12 protein-coding genes are annotated in these 17,894 nt (G+C 42.7%); 11 read left to right on the plus strand and 1 reads right to left on the minus strand.

The genetic code is table 11. The features are described 5' to 3' along the window. The first annotated feature begins 12 nt into the window (after nucleotides 1–12). From MKY52_RS21975 to MKY52_RS22000, 6 genes are all read left to right on the plus strand, one after another. Nucleotides 13–732, plus strand: coding sequence for a cohesin domain-containing protein (locus tag MKY52_RS21975; protein ID WP_341053509.1), 720 nt, complete (start codon nucleotides 13–15; stop codon nucleotides 730–732). 54 nt (nucleotides 733–786) lie between these two features. Next, nucleotides 787–4,698, plus strand: a complete 3,912-nt coding sequence (locus tag MKY52_RS21980) for a glycosyl hydrolase family 95 catalytic domain-containing protein (protein ID WP_341053510.1) — start codon at nucleotides 787–789, stop codon at nucleotides 4,696–4,698. A 309-nt stretch (nucleotides 4,699–5,007) separates the two neighbouring features. Continuing rightward, the gene (locus tag MKY52_RS21985) at nucleotides 5,008–6,381 is read left to right on the plus strand and encodes an extracellular solute-binding protein (protein WP_076283291.1); all 1,374 of its coding nucleotides are present in this window, start codon (nucleotides 5,008–5,010) and stop codon (nucleotides 6,379–6,381) included. Between the two features lie 86 nt (nucleotides 6,382–6,467). After that, a complete protein-coding gene (locus MKY52_RS21990; RefSeq protein WP_341053512.1) occupies nucleotides 6,468–7,364 on the plus strand; it encodes a carbohydrate ABC transporter permease in 897 nt (298 codons plus the stop codon). A 13-nt stretch (nucleotides 7,365–7,377) separates the two neighbouring features. Next, nucleotides 7,378–8,244, plus strand: coding sequence for a carbohydrate ABC transporter permease (locus MKY52_RS21995; protein ID WP_339246646.1), 867 nt, complete (start codon nucleotides 7,378–7,380; stop codon nucleotides 8,242–8,244). Nucleotides 8,245–8,309: 65 nt separating this feature from the next. Then, a complete protein-coding gene (locus tag MKY52_RS22000) occupies nucleotides 8,310–12,431 on the plus strand; it encodes a beta-N-acetylglucosaminidase domain-containing protein (protein ID WP_341053514.1) in 4,122 nt (1,373 codons plus the stop codon). Nucleotides 12,432–12,549: 118 nt separating this feature from the next. Here MKY52_RS22000 and MKY52_RS22005 read toward each other — a convergent pair whose 3' ends face one another. Next, on the minus strand, nucleotides 12,550–12,915 hold the full coding sequence (locus MKY52_RS22005) for a VOC family protein (protein WP_076283288.1): 366 nt from the start codon (nucleotides 12,913–12,915) through the stop codon (nucleotides 12,550–12,552). Nucleotides 12,916–13,118: 203 nt separating this feature from the next. Here MKY52_RS22005 and MKY52_RS22010 point away from each other — a divergent pair, with 203 nt between their 5' ends. The 5 genes from MKY52_RS22010 to MKY52_RS22030 all read left to right on the plus strand — a co-directional run bounded on the left by MKY52_RS22010 (nucleotide 13,119) and on the right by MKY52_RS22030 (nucleotide 17,787). Beyond that, nucleotides 13,119–15,158 (plus strand): alpha/beta hydrolase fold domain-containing protein, encoded by a 2,040-nt coding sequence (locus MKY52_RS22010; protein ID WP_341053515.1) that lies wholly within the window; start codon nucleotides 13,119–13,121, stop codon nucleotides 15,156–15,158. Nucleotides 15,159–15,339: 181 nt separating this feature from the next. Continuing rightward, complete coding sequence (locus tag MKY52_RS22015) at nucleotides 15,340–15,921, plus strand: TetR/AcrR family transcriptional regulator (protein WP_076283286.1); 582 nt, start codon at nucleotides 15,340–15,342, stop codon at nucleotides 15,919–15,921. 83 nt (nucleotides 15,922–16,004) lie between these two features. Next, the gene (locus tag MKY52_RS22020) at nucleotides 16,005–16,463 is read left to right on the plus strand and encodes an FMN-binding protein (protein WP_341053516.1); all 459 of its coding nucleotides are present in this window, start codon (nucleotides 16,005–16,007) and stop codon (nucleotides 16,461–16,463) included. A 20-nt stretch (nucleotides 16,464–16,483) separates the two neighbouring features. Next, entirely contained in the window at nucleotides 16,484–17,005 is a 522-nt protein-coding gene (locus MKY52_RS22025) for a flavodoxin family protein (protein WP_341053518.1), read from the plus strand. Nucleotides 17,006–17,139: 134 nt separating this feature from the next. Then, nucleotides 17,140–17,787, plus strand: a complete 648-nt coding sequence (locus tag MKY52_RS22030; protein WP_042186601.1) for a hypothetical protein — start codon at nucleotides 17,140–17,142, stop codon at nucleotides 17,785–17,787. Nucleotides 17,788–17,894 lie beyond the last annotated feature (107 nt).

Consider the following 17,894-nt stretch of genomic DNA (forward strand, 5'->3'; position numbering starts at 1 on the left):
GGTGAGAAGAATTTGAACAGTAGTCGATGGTACAAAAAGGCGGTAATGATGACCATTATCGCCGTGGTTTTAAGCTGTGTATCTTTTACGAATCCTGTAGTGAACGCAGATGCATCTGATCCTACGCCTTCTGCTACTTTAGTAGGGAGTAAGAAGATTGTTGCGCCGGGGGAGTCTTTTACCGTGAAGTATGGGATCACCAGTGTCTCCAGTGATGTGTATGCACAGGACATTACCTTTGAATTTGATCCGGCTGTCATGGAATACCTTCCAGATTCAATCCGCTCACTGCAGGAAGGCGTAATTATTATCAATGAACCATCTACAAGTACTCCCGGTAAGCTACGGGTTCTCTTGGCAAGTTTGGGTAGTCAGTATCCGATTACTAGCGATGCTGAAATTGTTGAACTTGGTTTCAAAGCAGCAGATGTAATACAAGACACAGAGGGAGTTATCCGGCTTACTCAAGCGATAATAAGTGACAGTCAAGGGGAAGAATCCGTGCTCCAACCGGTATCCTTAACCATTCAGATCACAGTAAATACGGAATTACCTGGAGATCTTAACGGCGACGGCAAAGTGAGTATTGGTGATTTAGGTATCATGGCCGCGCATTACGGTAAGGATTCCTCCAGTCCAGATTGGAGTAAGATTAAGCACGCAGATCTGAACAAGGACGGCAAAATAGATATTACTGATCTTGCTGCACTTGCGAAAAAGATTGTGGAGTAGTAGGTTGCCTCATTTTTACAATCAGTGGTTGTTATTATGAGAGGGGATCAACGCATGCCAATCGGTAAAAGTAGATTAGTCAGAAAGACTGCAATTCTACTATCTGTATGGATCGCTTGCTCGCAGCTACTTATCAGCATACTTCCGTCTAATGGTGTTTTAGGTCCAAAAGTGTATGCAGATGTTCAGTCGGCAGCTGAAACTGCGCCTGCGGCAGATCAGGATTTGTCATTATGGTATCAAGCACCGGCCACGAACTGGGAGACGCAGGCGCTCCCTATCGGAAATGGTTATATGGGTGGCATGGTATTTGGTGGTGTTGAGCAGGAGCGAATTCAATTTAATGAAAAGACACTGTGGAGCGGTGGGCCTGGAGCAGATTCAAATTACCAATATGGTATTAAAGACGGTGCTCAGCAACATGTTGAGACCATAAGACAGCTTCTAAAAGAAGGGAAAATTAATGAAGCTAAGGCTCTTGTAGGGAAGATTACTGGTGTTATGGGTGCTGGTGATAGTTCTTTCGGAGCGTATCAAGCATTTGGTGACGTGTTCTTAGATTTTAACCGTCAGTCAGCGTATACGGTAACAGCGAGCTCGGATAATCCACAATACGGAGAACCTATTTCCAATTTAACCGATGGTTCGGTAAATACGAAATGGTATTCAGGTGATGGAGCACCACCTTTTTGGGTGCAGTGGGCATATGAAGAGGCTAAGGTAATTACCGGCTATTCGTTCACTTCAGGGAATGATGTACCTGATCGGGATCCGAAGAGCTGGACGCTGAAAGGCTCGAATGACGGGCAGCAGTGGACCCCGCTAGATAACAGATCCAATGAAGAGTTTGCAAGCCGCAAACAGAAGAAATCATATACTTTTTCCAATACTACAGCTTATAAATTTTATAAATTCGATCTTGTAAGCAAGGGCGGAACGAAAATTCAATTGTCCGAGATGGAGATGACAAGCGCATCGGGGAATAGCGGTGCTCAGACGTACTCTGATTATCGGCGTGAATTGAATCTTAATGATGCCATGGCAAGAGTGTCCTATACTTCGGGCAATGTAAAATACAAGCGGGAGTATTTCATCAGTTATCCGGATAAGGTCATGGTCATGAGACTGACAACGGAAGAGAATCAGCCGATGACCTTTGATGTTCGCCTTACTGGTGCTCAGCCCTCTAATACCGTTAAGGGCGAAGGAAATAAACTAACGCTAAGTGGAAAGGTACCCAGTAATAAGATGGCATACGAAGCGCAGCTTCAAGTACAGCATGAAGGAGGAACTGTAACAGCGAAGGATGGGAAACTTACCGTAAACGGTGCGAGTGTTGTCACGATCCTAATGACCGCTGCAACAGATTATGCCAATAATTATCCTACGTATAAGAATGACAAGACGCCAAAAGAAATTGTAGAAGCGAACCTAAACGCAGCATCCGCTAAATCATTCAATCAGTTGCGTGCATCCCATTTGACAGATTATAAGGAACTGTTCGATAGAGTCTCACTTGATCTTGGTGGGGTTGCTACAAATCTTCCTACGAATGAGCTTTTGAATGGTTATAAAACGAATGCTAGTGACGGAGAGAAAAGAAGCTTGGAGGCATTATTTTTCCAATATGGCCGTTATTTGCTCATTGCATCCTCCCGGGAAGGCTCACTGCCTGCCAATCTACAAGGGGTATGGAATCAAGTAAATAATCCACCATGGAACAGTGACTATCATACGAATATCAATGTGCAGATGAATTATTGGCCTTCCGAGGTTGTTAACTTAGCGGAAACCGATATTCCGTACATTGATTATATTGATTCCCTGCGCGAGCCGGGTAGGGAAACAGCCCAAAGACATCATGGAATTGAAGGGGAAGGCTGGGCGATTCATACCGTCAACAACCCATTTGGTTATACTGCACCAGGCTCTGATTTCTATTGGGGCTGGTCACCGGCTGCCAACGCCTTCATGGTGCAGCAGGTGTGGGATCACTATGCTTTTAGTGGAGATAAAGATCTTTTAAGAGGCCAAGTGTATGACATTATCAAAGAAACAACACAATTCTGGGTTAAATACCTGGTCGAAGATTCAGACGGAAGTTTAGTATCATCTCCTTCCTACTCTCCAGAGCAAGGGGATATATCCATCGGTGTGTCTTATGATCAGGAATTAGTCTGGGAGTTGTTCACACAGTTCATCAAGGCTAGTGATATCTTGGGTGTGGATGAACAGCTGCGTAACGAGGTCATGGAGAAACGAAGCAAGCTATGGATGCCGCAGGTCGGAAGCTGGGGGCAGGTGCAGGAGTGGAAGAATGATATCGATAGTCCAACAGATCAGCACCGCCATATCTCGCATCTGATCGGCTTGTATCCAGGCACGCTTATTAATGAAGTGAATAATCCGGAGCTATTTGCAGCAGCAAGAGTCACCTTGAATTCTCGTGGCGATGGTGGAACGGGGTGGAGTAAAGCGAATAAGATCAATTTATGGGCACGTCTGCTTGATGGTAACCGTGCACATAAACTGTTAGGTGAGCAGCTTAGAGGCAGCACGCTCGAAAATTTGTTCGATACACATCCACCGTTCCAAATTGACGGTAACTTCGGAGCAACTTCAGGAATCGCAGAAATGCTTCTACAAAGCCAAACTGGAAGTATCGATTTATTAGCTGCTTTACCAGATGCATGGGCTACCGGAAACGTTAAAGGACTTGTGGCAAGAGGTGGATTTGAAGTGGATATGCGCTGGGAAGGTACGATCTTGAAAGAAGCCTTGCTTACTTCTAAGCAGGGTAATAAGGCTTCTGTTAAATATCCTGGATTTGTACAATCCAATAAATTCAAGGTCGTTCGCGTAGGAAGCGGGGAATCCATCAACTTCACGGTGAATGGGAACTTGATTGAATTCCCTACAGTGAAAGGACAGCAATATAAGATTGTATCCAGTGTAAAGCCACCAGTGCTTCCAATAAAAGTAGATGATAAAGATCCGTCGATTGTATATACCGGAACGTGGAGTCCTTACAGTGACGCAGGCGATTACAAAGGCACAGAAAGCTATAGTAATCAGCAAGGGGCTTCAGCGTCGTTCATGTTTACAGGAACATCGATTAAATTTATCAGCGCTTTGCAGGCAAACCACGGACATTTCGATGTGTATCTCGATGGAGGGTTAGTCGCTGAGGGTGTTGATGGATATGGTCCATCGACGATGAAGCAGCAGGTATTATTCCAACAATCCGATCTCTCCAAAGGGGAACATACAATTAAGATTGTCGTGAAAGGGGCGAAGAACAACGCCTCTTCGAATACCATTGCGATGATTGATGCTTTCGAATATGTTCCTGTTGAACGGAATGAACCTACTGCGATAACTTTAAGTGGACCTAAGTCGATAAATCAAGGTCAGACCTTTACAGTTGACATGGGCGTAAGCAATGTCACGGATGCGACCTATGCGCAAGACATTCGATTGAAGTACGACGAGAATCTTCTAGAGTACATCTCGGGCGAATCGATGAACGATGGGATACAGGTGTTAGAATCAAAGAATGATCCAATCGGAACCATTCGCCTAATCACGGCTAGTACGGGAACTGGTATAACCGGTGATGCCAAGGTGCTTGAACTAAGCTTCAAAGCAAAGCCAGTGACGAAGTCTGAGTTAGCGAGCATAAAGGTAAGCAGTGCTGTATTTGGTGACGCGAATGGACTGGAGACAGAAGCCGATCTTTCAAATATCGAAGTCGAGATTAAGGCGGATGAGCAACCTCCGATAAAATCCGGAGACTTAAATGAGGATGGTAAAGTGAGCATTGGTGACTTGGCGATTGCAGCTTCGCACTATGGTAAAGATCAGAATAGTGTAGATTGGCAGACGGCTAAGCGTGCAGATCTTAACAATGACGGAAAGATCGACATTATGGATTTAGCAGCAATTGCTCAAAAAATATTGAATTGAGAGAAGGACACCTGAGTTTTTACTTAGGTGTCCTTCTTTTGTAAAAATATAAGAATATATAAGTTTCACGCTTTACATTATCCTTTTACTTCTCGCATTAACGCTTACCATCCTTATAAGGACGCAGAAGGCATTAATGCTTGAAAAAAAGGTTCTATAGGACAAAAAGTATCAACTCCACATCAAAAGAGATCATGTGGTTACGTTTTTATAGCCTATATAATGGAAAAGTGTTAATAGAATTACAGTCAGAATTGCAAAATCAAGTGTTTACAGAAGTCGAGCAAGTTTATTCGAGGGGGATAGCCAATGAAAAGCAAGGGGAAAAAGAAAGCGGCATTAAGTCTAGTTATGATGTCCATTGTATTGTCTCTGGCAGGATGTGGCGGGGGGACAAATGGGGCTGAAGCTCCAGCTCCCGAGAAAACAACAGCTGCGACGCAGACTGAGCCAGCGAAGACAGACGAGCCCAAACCTGAAGAGCCGAAAGTAGCGGGAGACCTCGAAATCCAATACTTTGTCGGTGGATATGGAGACGGTTGGTGGAAAGAAGTCATTGGTGAATTCAAGAAGAAGTACCCAGATGTCAACATTAAAGAATCCGCAGGTTCACAAATCAACGAGCAAATGAAGCCCCGCTGGATCCAAGGTAATCCACCAGATGTTGTATACATCGATGGAGCAGGCTCGAACGAAACGCAAATGGTGCTCGACGACCAATTGATGGATATTACAGATTGGGTTAAAGATGCGAGCAATGTGGACGGCGAGCCGCTTACGAGCAACTTGATCGCACCTCCACAAGACTACAGTGGCAAAAACTATACGATTCCACTCGTATTCGGATCATGGGGAACCTTCTATGATGAAACCCTGTTTACTGAAAAGGGATGGGATGTTCCGAAAGATTGGGATAGCTTTCTTGCCACTAGTGAAAAAATCAAAGCGGATGGCGTATATCCTTACATCCATACCGGTAAATACCCATACTACATCGTGGGAGGTCTCTTAAATACAGGTTTTGTATCTGAGAATGGAGACAATCCGCAAATCTTGAAGGATCAAGAAGCAGCAAAAGAAGGTTCTTTCAAAAATGATGCTGTAGCGAATACCTTGAAAAAGATCGTTGATATGAGGGACAAAGGGTATTTCGATAACGCATCGTTCGGTATGAGTCATACAGACTCCCAAATGCTCTTCTTACAGCATAAAGATGCAATGATTCCTAATGGCTTGTGGCTCGAAAATGAAATGAAAAAAGATGTTCCAGAAGGCTTCAAATTTGGATTCATTCCTTCCGTTATGCAGAAGCCAGGCGGTAAATTTGTGGCTATTCCTTACACTAGTAACATTGCAATTGCAAAGAAGGCTAAAAATCCAGATGCAGCAAAAGCATTTATTGAATTTATCTTTACGAAACAAGCCGCAGTTCGTTGGGCTGAGCTGACTGGCGCTTTGATGAACGTCAAGGCAGATCTGGAATCTTCAGGCGCAAGTGATGTTGTTAAAACGGCAATGAAATATTTCAACGGTAGTGACACGATCGTTGCTCCTGTATTTAAATTGGCCGCGGACATTGAGCAGGCTGAGAATGATGCAACCATTGCATTGCTGCAAGGTTCCATTACACCAGAAGAATGGATGGACCGTATGGAGAAGGCGGCAGCCAAAATCCGGAAGTAAGTTCATGACTCTTCTTTCTAAACAATCAGAGGACATACGTGCCTCTGATTGTTCTTTCAAATTTAAGGGGAGGATGGCTTACGCCCATGAAGAAGAATAAATTGTGGAAACGTAATTTGTTTATTGCGAGTTTCTTGCTGCCTACGTTTGCTATCTTTTGTTTATTCACTATTTATCCGCTGTTTCGAGGCTTGTACTTAAGCTTCTTCGATTGGTCAGGCGGTTCCGAATCGATGAATTTTATCGGTATTGATAATTATAGACAATTATTCTCGGATGAGATTATACCAAAAGCCATTTCGAATGATTATTTCTTGATTTTTTGGAAGGTCATCTTAATCATGTTATTTGCAACGTTTTTCGCAGTATCATTAACCCGTTTAAAATTGAAAGAATACGGTTTTTACCGAGTGGTGTTTTTCTTTCCGAATATCATTTCCGTAGCCGTTATCGGTGTATTGTGGAGTTTTATATACAATCCCCGTCTTGGATTCCTGAATGCGTTCATCTCGTTATTTACAGGAAAACCTGTAGAAACGAACTGGTTAGGTGATTCAAACCTCGCAATGTGGTCACTTCTTCCTCCTAGTGTATGGGCTGGTATCGGATTCTATATGCTGCTTATCATTGCTTCTATTCTAGGTATTCCTTCCTCGCTATATGAAGCAGCCAGTATTGACGGTGCGGGGCAATGGCAACAGTTTACTCGAATTACATTACCTCTGATCTGGGAGCAATTCAAAACCTCTATCATTCACATCGTAATCACAACACTGAACGGTTCCTTTATTATCGTTAAGCTGATGACGGATGGTGGCCCGGACAATCAGACACAAGTTCTCGGTTATTATTTGTATCAGATGGGCTTCAAGCAGTTCCATTTAAGCTACGGGGCCACCATCGGGGTGCTGATCTTACTGTTATCTTTAATCACTACTCTAATTTTGCAGCGCATTCTTCACCGAGAGTCCATTGAAATGTAAGGAGGAAAATACTTTGAACGATAATCCCGCCAAAAAACCACTTCTGCTGATATCAAAAATTGCAGTTCGATTTTTCCTCATCTTGTGGAGCTTGGTAGTCTTATATCCTGTTCTTTGGACATTCCTGACATCCTTAAAGGATAATCAGCAGGTTATGCTCGGGAAACCGTGGGATTTCCCATCTATTTTTCGTTTTGAAAACTATTCAAATGTGTGGAGCAGAGCAAACTTTGGCGATTACTTCCTGAACTCCATTATAGTAACCGTGGCTAGTACACTGTTATCGCTTATTATGGCTGCTACAACAGCATATATATTAGCTCGGTTTACCTTTAAATCTAGAGGCCTGTTTTATTTTGTATACGTTGCTTCAATGATGATTCCAACCACACTCGGATTGATACCGTTGTTCTTTCTTCTCGGAGATATGAATTTGTCCAACTCCTTAGTAGGGCTCACGCTTGTTTATTCTGTCGGAACGATTGGCATCCTTCCATTCGGTATCTTCTTTCTGGTTGGATTTTTCAAGGCACTTCCCCGTGAGCTTGAAGAAGCCGCAACAATTGATGGATCTTCACTATACGGCGTTTTCTTCAAGATCATGTTGCCATTATCGAAGCCAGGATTAATCACAGTAGGAATTATGAATGCTTTAACGGTGTGGAATGAGTACATTATGGCCACAGTATTGATCAACGATCCAGCGAAATACACCATTCCTGTCGGAATAGCCATTATGCAAGGGGAAATGCAATATAGAACGGAATGGGGGCCATTGTTTGCGGGTCTTTCCATTTCTATGATTCCCGTCATTGTGATGTATGTGTTGTATCAACGTCAAATTACGGGTGGGTTAACAGCAGGTGCGTTGAAAGGTTAATTGCTGGTATTTAAAATTTCAAGAAAGTATAAGGCGTTTTAGCTAGTGATAGGAGGGTTAAGGAAATGCCGAAGAAGATTCTCAGTATCTTCATTACACTTATGATGGTGGCCGGCTTGTTCTCCAGTTTTGCAGCTGCAGCGGATGTAGCTTCTGATCTTCCACAAAAAAATGCAAAAATAACGGAATCCTATGAAATCTATCCATTACCGCAGCAACAAACCGAAGAAGAGACAGCCTTAACCATTACACAAAATGTAAACGTTGTTATTGAAGATTCGATTGACCAGCCGACAAGAAAGCTGCTTCAAAGGATACTGGATTCCAAATCACTTCAGGTCACTGAGTCAGTAGCTGTAGTAGCAGGGAAAACAAATATCTTTTTGGGAACTAGAAATTCATCAGGCTATGTAGACAACTACTTCACTCAGAATATTCCCTATGAGGCGGATCACTTCAATGAGCTGGACGCTTATGTTCTTAACGTTAGCACCAAGCAACAGAATAAAGGTGTTATTGCGATATTAGGTAAAAATACGGATGCGGCTTATTATGGCCTGGCATCGCTGAAGATGATTTTTGATCAAATTCCTGATCTGCAGGTTCGTAATCTCACCATCGAAGATTTCTCTGATACTCGCTCACGGGGATTTATCGAAGGCTTTTACGGCACACCTTGGTCACATGAAGATCGAATGAGCTTGATGCGTTTCGGTGGAGAGCTGAAGATGAACTCTTATATTTTTGCACCTAAAGATGACAAGTACCATAACGCGCAATGGAGAACACCCTATCCTGCAGCTGAGCTTGCCAAGATCAAAGAACTGGTTGATGTTGGCCATGAATCCAAGACGCAGTTTGTATGGGCAATTCATCCAGGGTTCAATATGATCAATTGGAACAATTATGATGTAGAACTCCAAACCTTACTTGCAAAGCTTGAACAATTGTATAGTGTAGGCGTACGTCAATTTGGACTATTTATGGATGATATCAGCACATCACAATCATTAGTGGATAAGGATAAACATGTTAAGCTTATTACGGATGTTGCGAATTGGGTAACGTCCAAGAAAGACGTCAAATCATTAATTTATTGTCCTCCATATTATAATAAAAGCTGGACAGGAACGACTGGCAGACCCTATCTTGAAGCCTTGAGAAATGTGCCAGAGAATGTAGATATAATGTGGACCGGAAACGGTGTTGTTGCCTCTGTTAATGCGGCTGATATGCAGTGGCCGAAAGATGCACATGGAAGAGATCCGTATATGTGGTTAAACTGGCCAGTGAATGACTATAAGGATGCAAGACTGCTACTTGGTAAAGCTGAATTGCTCATTCCAGGTACACATAATATTTCAGGTGTAGTGTCTAATCCTATGAAGCATGCGGAATTATCTAAGGTCGGTATATTCGCGGTAGCGGATTACACTTGGAATGTAGATGATTTTGATCAAGAGGAGAGCTGGCTCGATTCATTTAAGCATATTGCTCCAGAAGTTGCCTCTGAGCTTAATACGATCGCCTATCATATGAGTGACCCATCGCCTAGCGGTCATGGACTTGTAGTAGGTGAATCGGAAAATATCAAAACTGAGCTAGCGCAATTCTTAAGTCAATACTCAAGTGGTCAGCCGATAGAAACGACGGGGAATACATTGATTCAAGAATTTGATCTAGTATTGGATGCCATCGCGTCGTTTAGAGTAAATAACACTAATGAAAATATGGAAGAGGAAATTGATCCATGGCTAAATAGCTTGCAAAATGTCGTTCTTGCCGATAAATCGGCAGTTCTCTCTGCGATAGCGATCCAGAAAGAGAATGTAGATCAGGCATGGGAGGAACTTGCTAAGGCCACAAGCGCATTAAGCTTATCCAAAACATTCAAAATTGAGAAGCTTAATTCTCCAGATGTGACAGTCGAGGCAGGAGCAAAGCGGCTGGTTCCTTTTGCTGAGCAGCTCATCAATAAACTGGATGCTCAGATTTATACTTTGATGGACCCGGAATATGTTAAACCTCTAGCTGTAAGCTCTTATGGTTCTCCTTCAGGATTAAACCTGATGGTAGACGGAGATTTAGCAACGAACGTCTATATTCAGACCCTTCAACAGAATGGAGACTGGTATGGTGTTGATTTTGGAAAAACCATTAAAGTGGAAGAAATTGCGATCACACAAGGTAGAAATGATGCGGATCACGATATATTCCAAAGGGGGATTCTTGAGTATTCCGTGAACGGTCAAGAATGGACTGCAATCGGAGAAGAGCGTTCCGGGTATAAAATTTCTGCTTCCGGGCTCAATGTGGAGGCAAGGATGGTTCGATATCGATTGACTCATGCTGGAATACCTGGAGGTAAGCCTGATTTATGGACGGCAGTTCGCGAGTTTTCCGTAAATGCAGGTAAAGATAAGGTAGCCATTTACACCGATGTAACCGAGTTGAAGGATACTCCTGTTATGGTAGCAGATAATTCTGTGCAATTATCGAATATGAACGGAATCACATTAAAGCCATCCCAATATGTTGGGATTAATTTGAAATCCATTGAAGAGATCACGCAAGTGGTGTTGGAAGCTTCAAACGGAGAAGTTCGGTTAGAATCCTCAAAGAACGGTGTGGAATGGGAACAGGTTAATGAGGGGAATGGGGCGTTTGCTAGTGCTGCCTATTTCCGGATCATAAACAAGGGAACTGAGAATATCACTGTAGATCTGACAAGGCTCATGATCAAGCTGAACAAATTCTCTCCACCTATGATTACTCATAATTACGGAAGCATTTATGAAGGTTCTATCAACAACGTGTACAATGCTTCTTTAGAGAACAAGGTTTGGTTCGGTTCGATTCAATCGAAAGGGAAGTATATTCAGATCGACATGGGCGGTGTGGTGAATGTCCAGAATGTAGCTGTCGTGATTGGAGACGGTGAAGGAGATTTCTTCCGTAAAGGAGATTTACAGCTGTCGCTAGACGGAGAGACATGGGATACGATCCATACGTTTACTAATCCGAGCGATCGGAGTTTGAATTTCCCAGAGCACGAGGTGCCTTACCGTTATAAGCGAGTTCAAGTTGACGGTGGGAAGCAAGCCCGATATGTAAGATTGATTTCAACAGAAACACAAGATGCATGGCTCGCGCTCAATGAAATTTTGGTTAATGAAGGAATTGAAAGACCTGGAACTGCCAATCCGGCTATTCAGGCTGAACCTGCTGGAGTTATAGGGAATGAAGCGTCTCTGTCCGTTGACCAAAAGCTATCCACCTTCTATATGCCGGGTACTGGGAATACGGGTTCCTTAAATTATAAGTTGTCGAAGGATACAAAGGTAAAAGAAGTGATAGTTTTGCAAAATCCATCGGATAATTCAAACGCTGCGGTGTCCGTGCGAGATGCGAGTGGATGGCATAAGGTAGGTAACCTGTCCTCATCTTATAATACATTTGATACCTCCAAGTATAGTAATGTGTTTGAAGTGAAGATTCAGTGGGAGGGTTCGACTAAACCCAAAATCCACGAGATCATTACCGTTAAAAAAGACGGGAATGGGGAGGTTGATCCATCGGGTAAGATGACTTCTGTTCTGTCTGGGGTAGACACTGTAGCTGGCGGAAGAGATTTTCAACTAGCGTTTGGAGTGAAGAGTGTAACTGAAGCTGTCTATGCGATGGATGTAACCATGAACTATGATCCTAAGCTATTGGAATTCAAATCGGCTACTTCCTTGCGTAGTGGAATCCAGGTGCTTGAAACCTCTAATAACACGCCAGGAAAATTGCGACTACTGGTGGTCAGTGAAGGAGCGGACAATGCTGTGACTGGCAATATGCAGCTGGTAACCTTGGATTTCGGTACTAAAACAGTGGCGGAAGCTACAGAGAGTACTATTCAGATTGAAAAAGTGATCGTAGCAGATGCGGAAGGCAAGGAGAGCGAAACTGTTACGTCGAGCCATAAGCTCAAGATAACTGCAGAGGAGCCGGAGCCTGGTGTGACTGGTGACATCAATAAAGATGGCAAAGTGTCCATCGGTGACTTAGCGATTGTCGCTGCTAATTATGGCAAGGATACTAGCAGTCCAGATTGGGCTGAGGCCAAACGTGCCGATATCAATAAAGATGGCGTGATTGATTTGAAAGACTTGGCGCTGGTAGCTCGTAAGATAACAGAATGAGTAGTAGCCTTCAACCTATAACAAATTAGCAGATATAATCAAAAAAAAGGAAGTGTCACCGCAGCCATTTCATGGCTTTTGGGACACTTCCTTTTTTTTTTGCTTGAAGAGTGCTAGCCTAGCTATGCTCCGCTAATTGTACCTCGAAGCCGTCCGGGTCCAGTATATATAAGAATCGCAGATGGGGATTTGGTGTGATCGGTCCGCGTGCGACGGGGATGCCTTGGCTTTTCAAATACGCTATGGCATCGTCGAGCGATTCCACTTCGAAACCAACAGAAACGCCGCATTCCGGCTTCAGTGCCGGATCACTACCCTGAATAAGCTCGATTTTGGGCTGATCCACCGTGCCTAACATAACAATTTGTTTTCCTCTACTCTCAAATCTGCGGTCAATGGGAAGCCCCAGAATCCGGTTATAAAAATCAAGGGAAGCCTCCAGATCGCGCACCCTAAGCGTTACCCAATTCATTCTCAACTTCATGATTGTAATGTCCTCCTCTATCTATTTCTATGACAAAGCCGATCCTACTTAATTATACGCTTTCTTGTTCACTAAAAGTTCGTAATATTAAACCTAATTCACGAAGGAATACATAATTGTTAAACGATGCCTTGAATTCTAGAATGATGATATTGGAATTATATTACTTTTCAAATCTAAAATCATTCTGGGAGGTTGTCATAATGAAGCGTAGGCTTATTTACGTTCTTACGATCCTAGTAATCGTTCTAGGTTCCTGGTTGTTACTGCATAACCAAGAGAATAAGAGCGCTTTAGAAAAGGAAGGAAAAGAAGTGACTAACGTGATTACTACTGACAGTAGTACATCAGCGGCTAAAGTTACTGTCAATAACGGACAAATTTCGGTTCAGTACTTGACTCCCGCTTATAAGGTTACAGTGAAAGGAGATATTTTGTATGCGAGCAAGAAGAATGAGACAGATGCTCTAGAACCGTTGAAACTCGATCTGTACGAGCCGTCTGGCGATAATAACGAGAAGAGGCCTGTATTTATTTTCATTCACGGTGGTGGTTATACAGAAGGGAATAAGAACGATGCAGCAGACTTTTCTACGGGATGGGCGAAGCGAGGATATGCTGTATTGTCCGTTGATTATAGGCTGAAAAAAGATCCATTTACTAATTTCAGCAGCACACTTAATGACGCTTATGAAGATATAACCGATGTGATTAAATGGATCAACGATAACGCAGAGATTTACGGGATGGATGCAAGCCGTATTGTTATCGGTGGTGATTCGGCGGGGGGACATCTAGCCATAAACTTTGTCAATCAATATGTATCACAGGATCCTTCCATCATTAAATCTGTATTTTCTATTGTTGATATTTATGGCGGTGATCTGACGAAAAGTGCGGACAGCAAGCTGCCGCCGGTCCTCATCATTCATGGAACGATAGACAAACTGGTGCCGTACCAGCAAAGTGTTGAATTGGCCGAACAGCTGAAAGAGAAGGGGGTGTATCATAATCTACTCACCATGGAAGGTGTCGGACATGACTACAAGAATGATAAATACATCGATGAAATTATGGAGACGACAACACATTTTCTATGGAATGTCATGAATAGTTCTGATCTTACAAAGCTGCCAGAGAATTCCGGAATTTCGATTGCTTCCGGCGATGCCTTTGATATTAAGCTGCCTGAGGCCTGGATACTTCGTGAACAGGAGGAAGAAGACAGACTTCGGATACAGGTTCCGGAAGGCTTGGTACGAGGAAACGATACACTGTTTGTCTCACGAGACGAAGATCCTAAAACGGCAATGAGCTTCGCTGTCAATGTTAACGTAATCGACCCGCTGATGGTGAAATATGAGACATTTTATGATGAAGCTGCTAAGGAAATAAAAACTCATTTGGATGTTACTAATCAGTCTACGAACAATTTCAATGGTTCAGTGGAAGCCGATTATGAAACAGGACGTTCTACTCAGGGGACCTACAACGCCACTGTGGAGAATCTGGAATCAGGAAAGAGTGTGCGGTTAGAGATTCCTGAGCTTGCTAGAGGACAACGGACGCTTAAATCTTATAATGACATAGGTAATCTATTGCAGACGACGTTAGATTCCTTTAACGCACTGTTGTTGCCAAAACTCAGTAAGCCCATTGAAATCAATGGTAACCTATCAGATTGGAGTGATCTGGCTCGCTTTGATGTGAAGGATATCAAAATCAATGGTTGGCGAGGTGAGCAGGATATCAGTGCGACCGGTTCCTTAGCTTGGGATGCGGATAACCTTTATCTAGGGGTAGAAGTTATAGATGACAAGCATGAACAGTCGGCAACAGGCGATGCCATTTGGAGTGGGGACAGCATTCAGATTGGGATAGGCATTGCAAACTCAGACGGAACGGTACCCTCGGAGTATCATGAACTAGGTGTGGCTCGGGGAAATGCAGGGAATTTACTCAAGTGGCGCTGGCTAACCCCAAGGGGATTCAATATAAATGATGCCCTAGAGCTAAAGTATGCGGTGAGTCGTTCAGATTCAACAACCAGCTACGAATTAGCCATACCCTGGCGTGAACTGAGCCATGACATTACGCAGGTGAAGCAAGGAATGAAGCTTAAGTTTTCGCTGCTGGTCAATGATAATGACGGCGAGGGGCGTAGAGGCTGGCTGGAATACAATAGTGGCATAGGTTCTTCGAAGGATGTTAATGCCTTCGGGGATCTGTACCTGATGGATTAAGAGGATCTCATGAAACTATAAGTTTCTGTAACTATCGGGAAAACGGCAGAGATGCCGTTTTTTTATTTTATTGTCGCTCAATGAACGAAAAGATAACAAATAAGTTTTGCATTGACACATCCAACTTTTGACATTATGATATGAATGAAAAAATAATTATTCATTCATGGAGATGCGGAAAGTGGAAGATAAAAAAACAAAGATTTATGATTGTGGGAAAGAGATATTTAGCAATAAAGGTTTTAAGGATACGAATGTCTCGGACATTACAAAAAAAGCTGGAATAGCTATAGGAACCTTTTACAACTATTATCCTTCTAAGGAAAAGCTTTTTATGGATATCTTTCTTGAAGAAAATGCGAAACTCAAAAAAAACTGTATGGAATCCCTTGACATGACCCAAAGCCCGGTGATTGTAATTCGGCAGATGATGGCACTCAATGTGGAAGGCATAATATCCAACCCCATTCTAAAGGAATGGTACAACAAAAGTGTTTTTGGGAAAATCGAACAGCTTTATCGAGAAGAAACCGGCATTCAGGTGAACGATTTCCTATATGATAGCTTCCATGAAATTGTGCAGCAATGGCAAACCGAAGGCAAGATGCGAAGCGATATGGACAGCAAAATGATTATGATGGTCTTCGCCGCCATGATCAATGTGGAAACCCACAAGGAAGAAATAGGACTGGAGTTCTTTCCACAACTACTGGACCATATGATGGAACTAATCATGAAGGGTCTTACAGACTGCCCCAAATAGAACGAATGAGGCAGTTTTTTCATCTCTTAAAGTGAATGAATATAAAAATATTCATTCAAAAAACTGAGAAGAGGGGCATGCGAATGAACATTGTTGTAAGAAGTAAAAGGAAGATCTCAATGTGGATGGTTATACTGATCATCTTCGTCGTGATTGTAGTCATCGTATGGGGAGGGATTCTCTTAAGCGCTCCAGGGAGGCGTGAAGTTCAGAAGCTTACTATCGACGTCATTGATTTCCAAAAGCTACGTGATGGAACCTATGTGGGAGAATATATCGGCACAAAGGATCATTCCAGAGATACCAAGGTTCAGGCATCAATATCTGAGGGTCAAATATTAGATATTAAAATACTCAAAGGCGCTTTAGATAAAAATGGAAATCCGCTGAAAATGAAGGGGGGGATAAGCATTGGTGATTTGTTTAGACATGTGATTGAATCACAATCACTTCAGGTAGACGTTATTAGTGGGGCAACGATTACCTCTAAAGCACATCTTAAGGCACTAGAAAATGCACTGGAGCAAGCAAAGACGAAATAATTCGTTTCAGGAGGGCTAAGATGAACATTGCAGTCATATCGTATTCATTCACAGGCAACAATGATGCATTAGCTGGCAGTGTGGCTAAAGAACTGTCATCTGAATATTTTCAGATTTCTGAATCCAAGCCGCGGACATTGAGTTCCATTACAATGGATATGATTTTCAGCAGAATACCGTTGGTACAGCCATCACCTAATGTATTAGTGAAGTATGATTTGATCCTCTTTTTCGGGCCGATCTGGATGGGGCAAGTGGCCACACCACTCCGACCCTATTTAAAGCATTTGAAAACAAACCCGAACAAGTATGTTTTTATTTCAATCAGTGGTGGAGCGGATGGACCCAACACGAAGGTACCAGGCGAACTCAGGAAAAGAACTGGGGCTGATCCCGTTGTATTTATAGATCTGTATATCGCTGACTTAATATCGACAAATCCTAAACCGACACGAAAAGCTACTTCTGCTTACAAGTTAGATCCTGGGGATATCAAACAATTAACCAGTATAGTAGTGAAGAAAATAATAGATGTGACTTAAGTAAGAGTTGACCCATAAATAAACGGCAGAGATGCCGTTTATTTATTTTCTCCTCAACTGGTAGGAATTTGTCTATTATTAAAGTGTCAGTTCAATTCACTAGATGGTATGATAGGAGCGGGAGGGAATTTAAAATGACCAATGAGATAACAAATGAGAACGAAGAAACATTAAACGAGAACGAGGAAATAACCAATGATCCAGAAATGTCTGAGGAGGATATGAATAAGCTAGTGATGGCTGTTCATCATAACGGTCTCGTAGCTTTGAGAGTGCACTTTCAAGACGTTGAAGGACAAGTGTTGAATATGGAGGCCTACGGCCCGGTTTTTGTTTTTCACGTAAAGTCTGAGTTAGACCATGTCTATTCTTGTGGCTTTTTTCTGCGTGAATTGATTGCAAGATTCCAATCGGGTAAGGATCCTGCAGCATGGATGGCTTCATTCTTTGTTGATCTGATGAAGATTGAGGGAGGCAAAACGCTTCCAAAACCGCCTTCAAGTGAAGAAGAAGCTAAAGCGATCATAGACAATGTATTAGTTCCGCAATGTATTAAAGAAATAACTGAAGAATTTGCGCCAGAAGATGTACATGTTGGACTAGCTTGGAACGAAAAACTAGGTCCGGTTTTCGAGGCTGGATTTCCAGCGATAAGCGATGGGAATAACGTTTGTGCGTTCCCACTGCATTTATTGTTAACGCACTTGCAATTGAATCGGGATCCTTCCGAGCTGCTTGTTCAAGGCATGTATAACATCCGTAAGGAACATGGATTGGAGTAAAACAGGCTCCGAGCCCTGGCCATCCATAAAACAAAGAAACGGCAGAAATGCCGTTTCTTTTGTTTTATTTTATGAGTTCTTACAATCCGTAGAATCAATTCACTTCA

The organism is Paenibacillus sp. FSL P4-0184, assembly GCF_038004625.1.
Taxonomy (GTDB): domain Bacteria; phylum Bacillota; class Bacilli; order Paenibacillales; family Paenibacillaceae; genus Paenibacillus_AQ.

Coding starts and splice junctions, on each gene's coding strand:
- MKY52_RS21980 (WP_341053510.1), top strand. CDS start 787: ATGCCAATCGGTAAAAGTAGATTAGTCAGAAAGACTGCAATTCTACTA.
- MKY52_RS21985 (WP_076283291.1), top strand. CDS start 5,008: ATGAAAAGCAAGGGGAAAAAGAAAGCGGCATTAAGTCTAGTTATGATG.
- MKY52_RS21990 (WP_341053512.1), top strand. CDS start 6,468: ATGAAGAAGAATAAATTGTGGAAACGTAATTTGTTTATTGCGAGTTTC.
- MKY52_RS22000 (WP_341053514.1), top strand. CDS start 8,310: ATGCCGAAGAAGATTCTCAGTATCTTCATTACACTTATGATGGTGGCC.
- MKY52_RS22005 (WP_076283288.1), bottom strand. CDS start 12,915: ATGAAGTTGAGAATGAATTGGGTAACGCTTAGGGTGCGCGATCTGGAG.
- MKY52_RS22010 (WP_341053515.1), top strand. CDS start 13,119: ATGAAGCGTAGGCTTATTTACGTTCTTACGATCCTAGTAATCGTTCTA.
- MKY52_RS22020 (WP_341053516.1), top strand. CDS start 16,005: ATGAACATTGTTGTAAGAAGTAAAAGGAAGATCTCAATGTGGATGGTT.
- MKY52_RS22025 (WP_341053518.1), top strand. CDS start 16,484: ATGAACATTGCAGTCATATCGTATTCATTCACAGGCAACAATGATGCA.
- MKY52_RS22030 (WP_042186601.1), top strand. CDS start 17,140: ATGACCAATGAGATAACAAATGAGAACGAAGAAACATTAAACGAGAAC.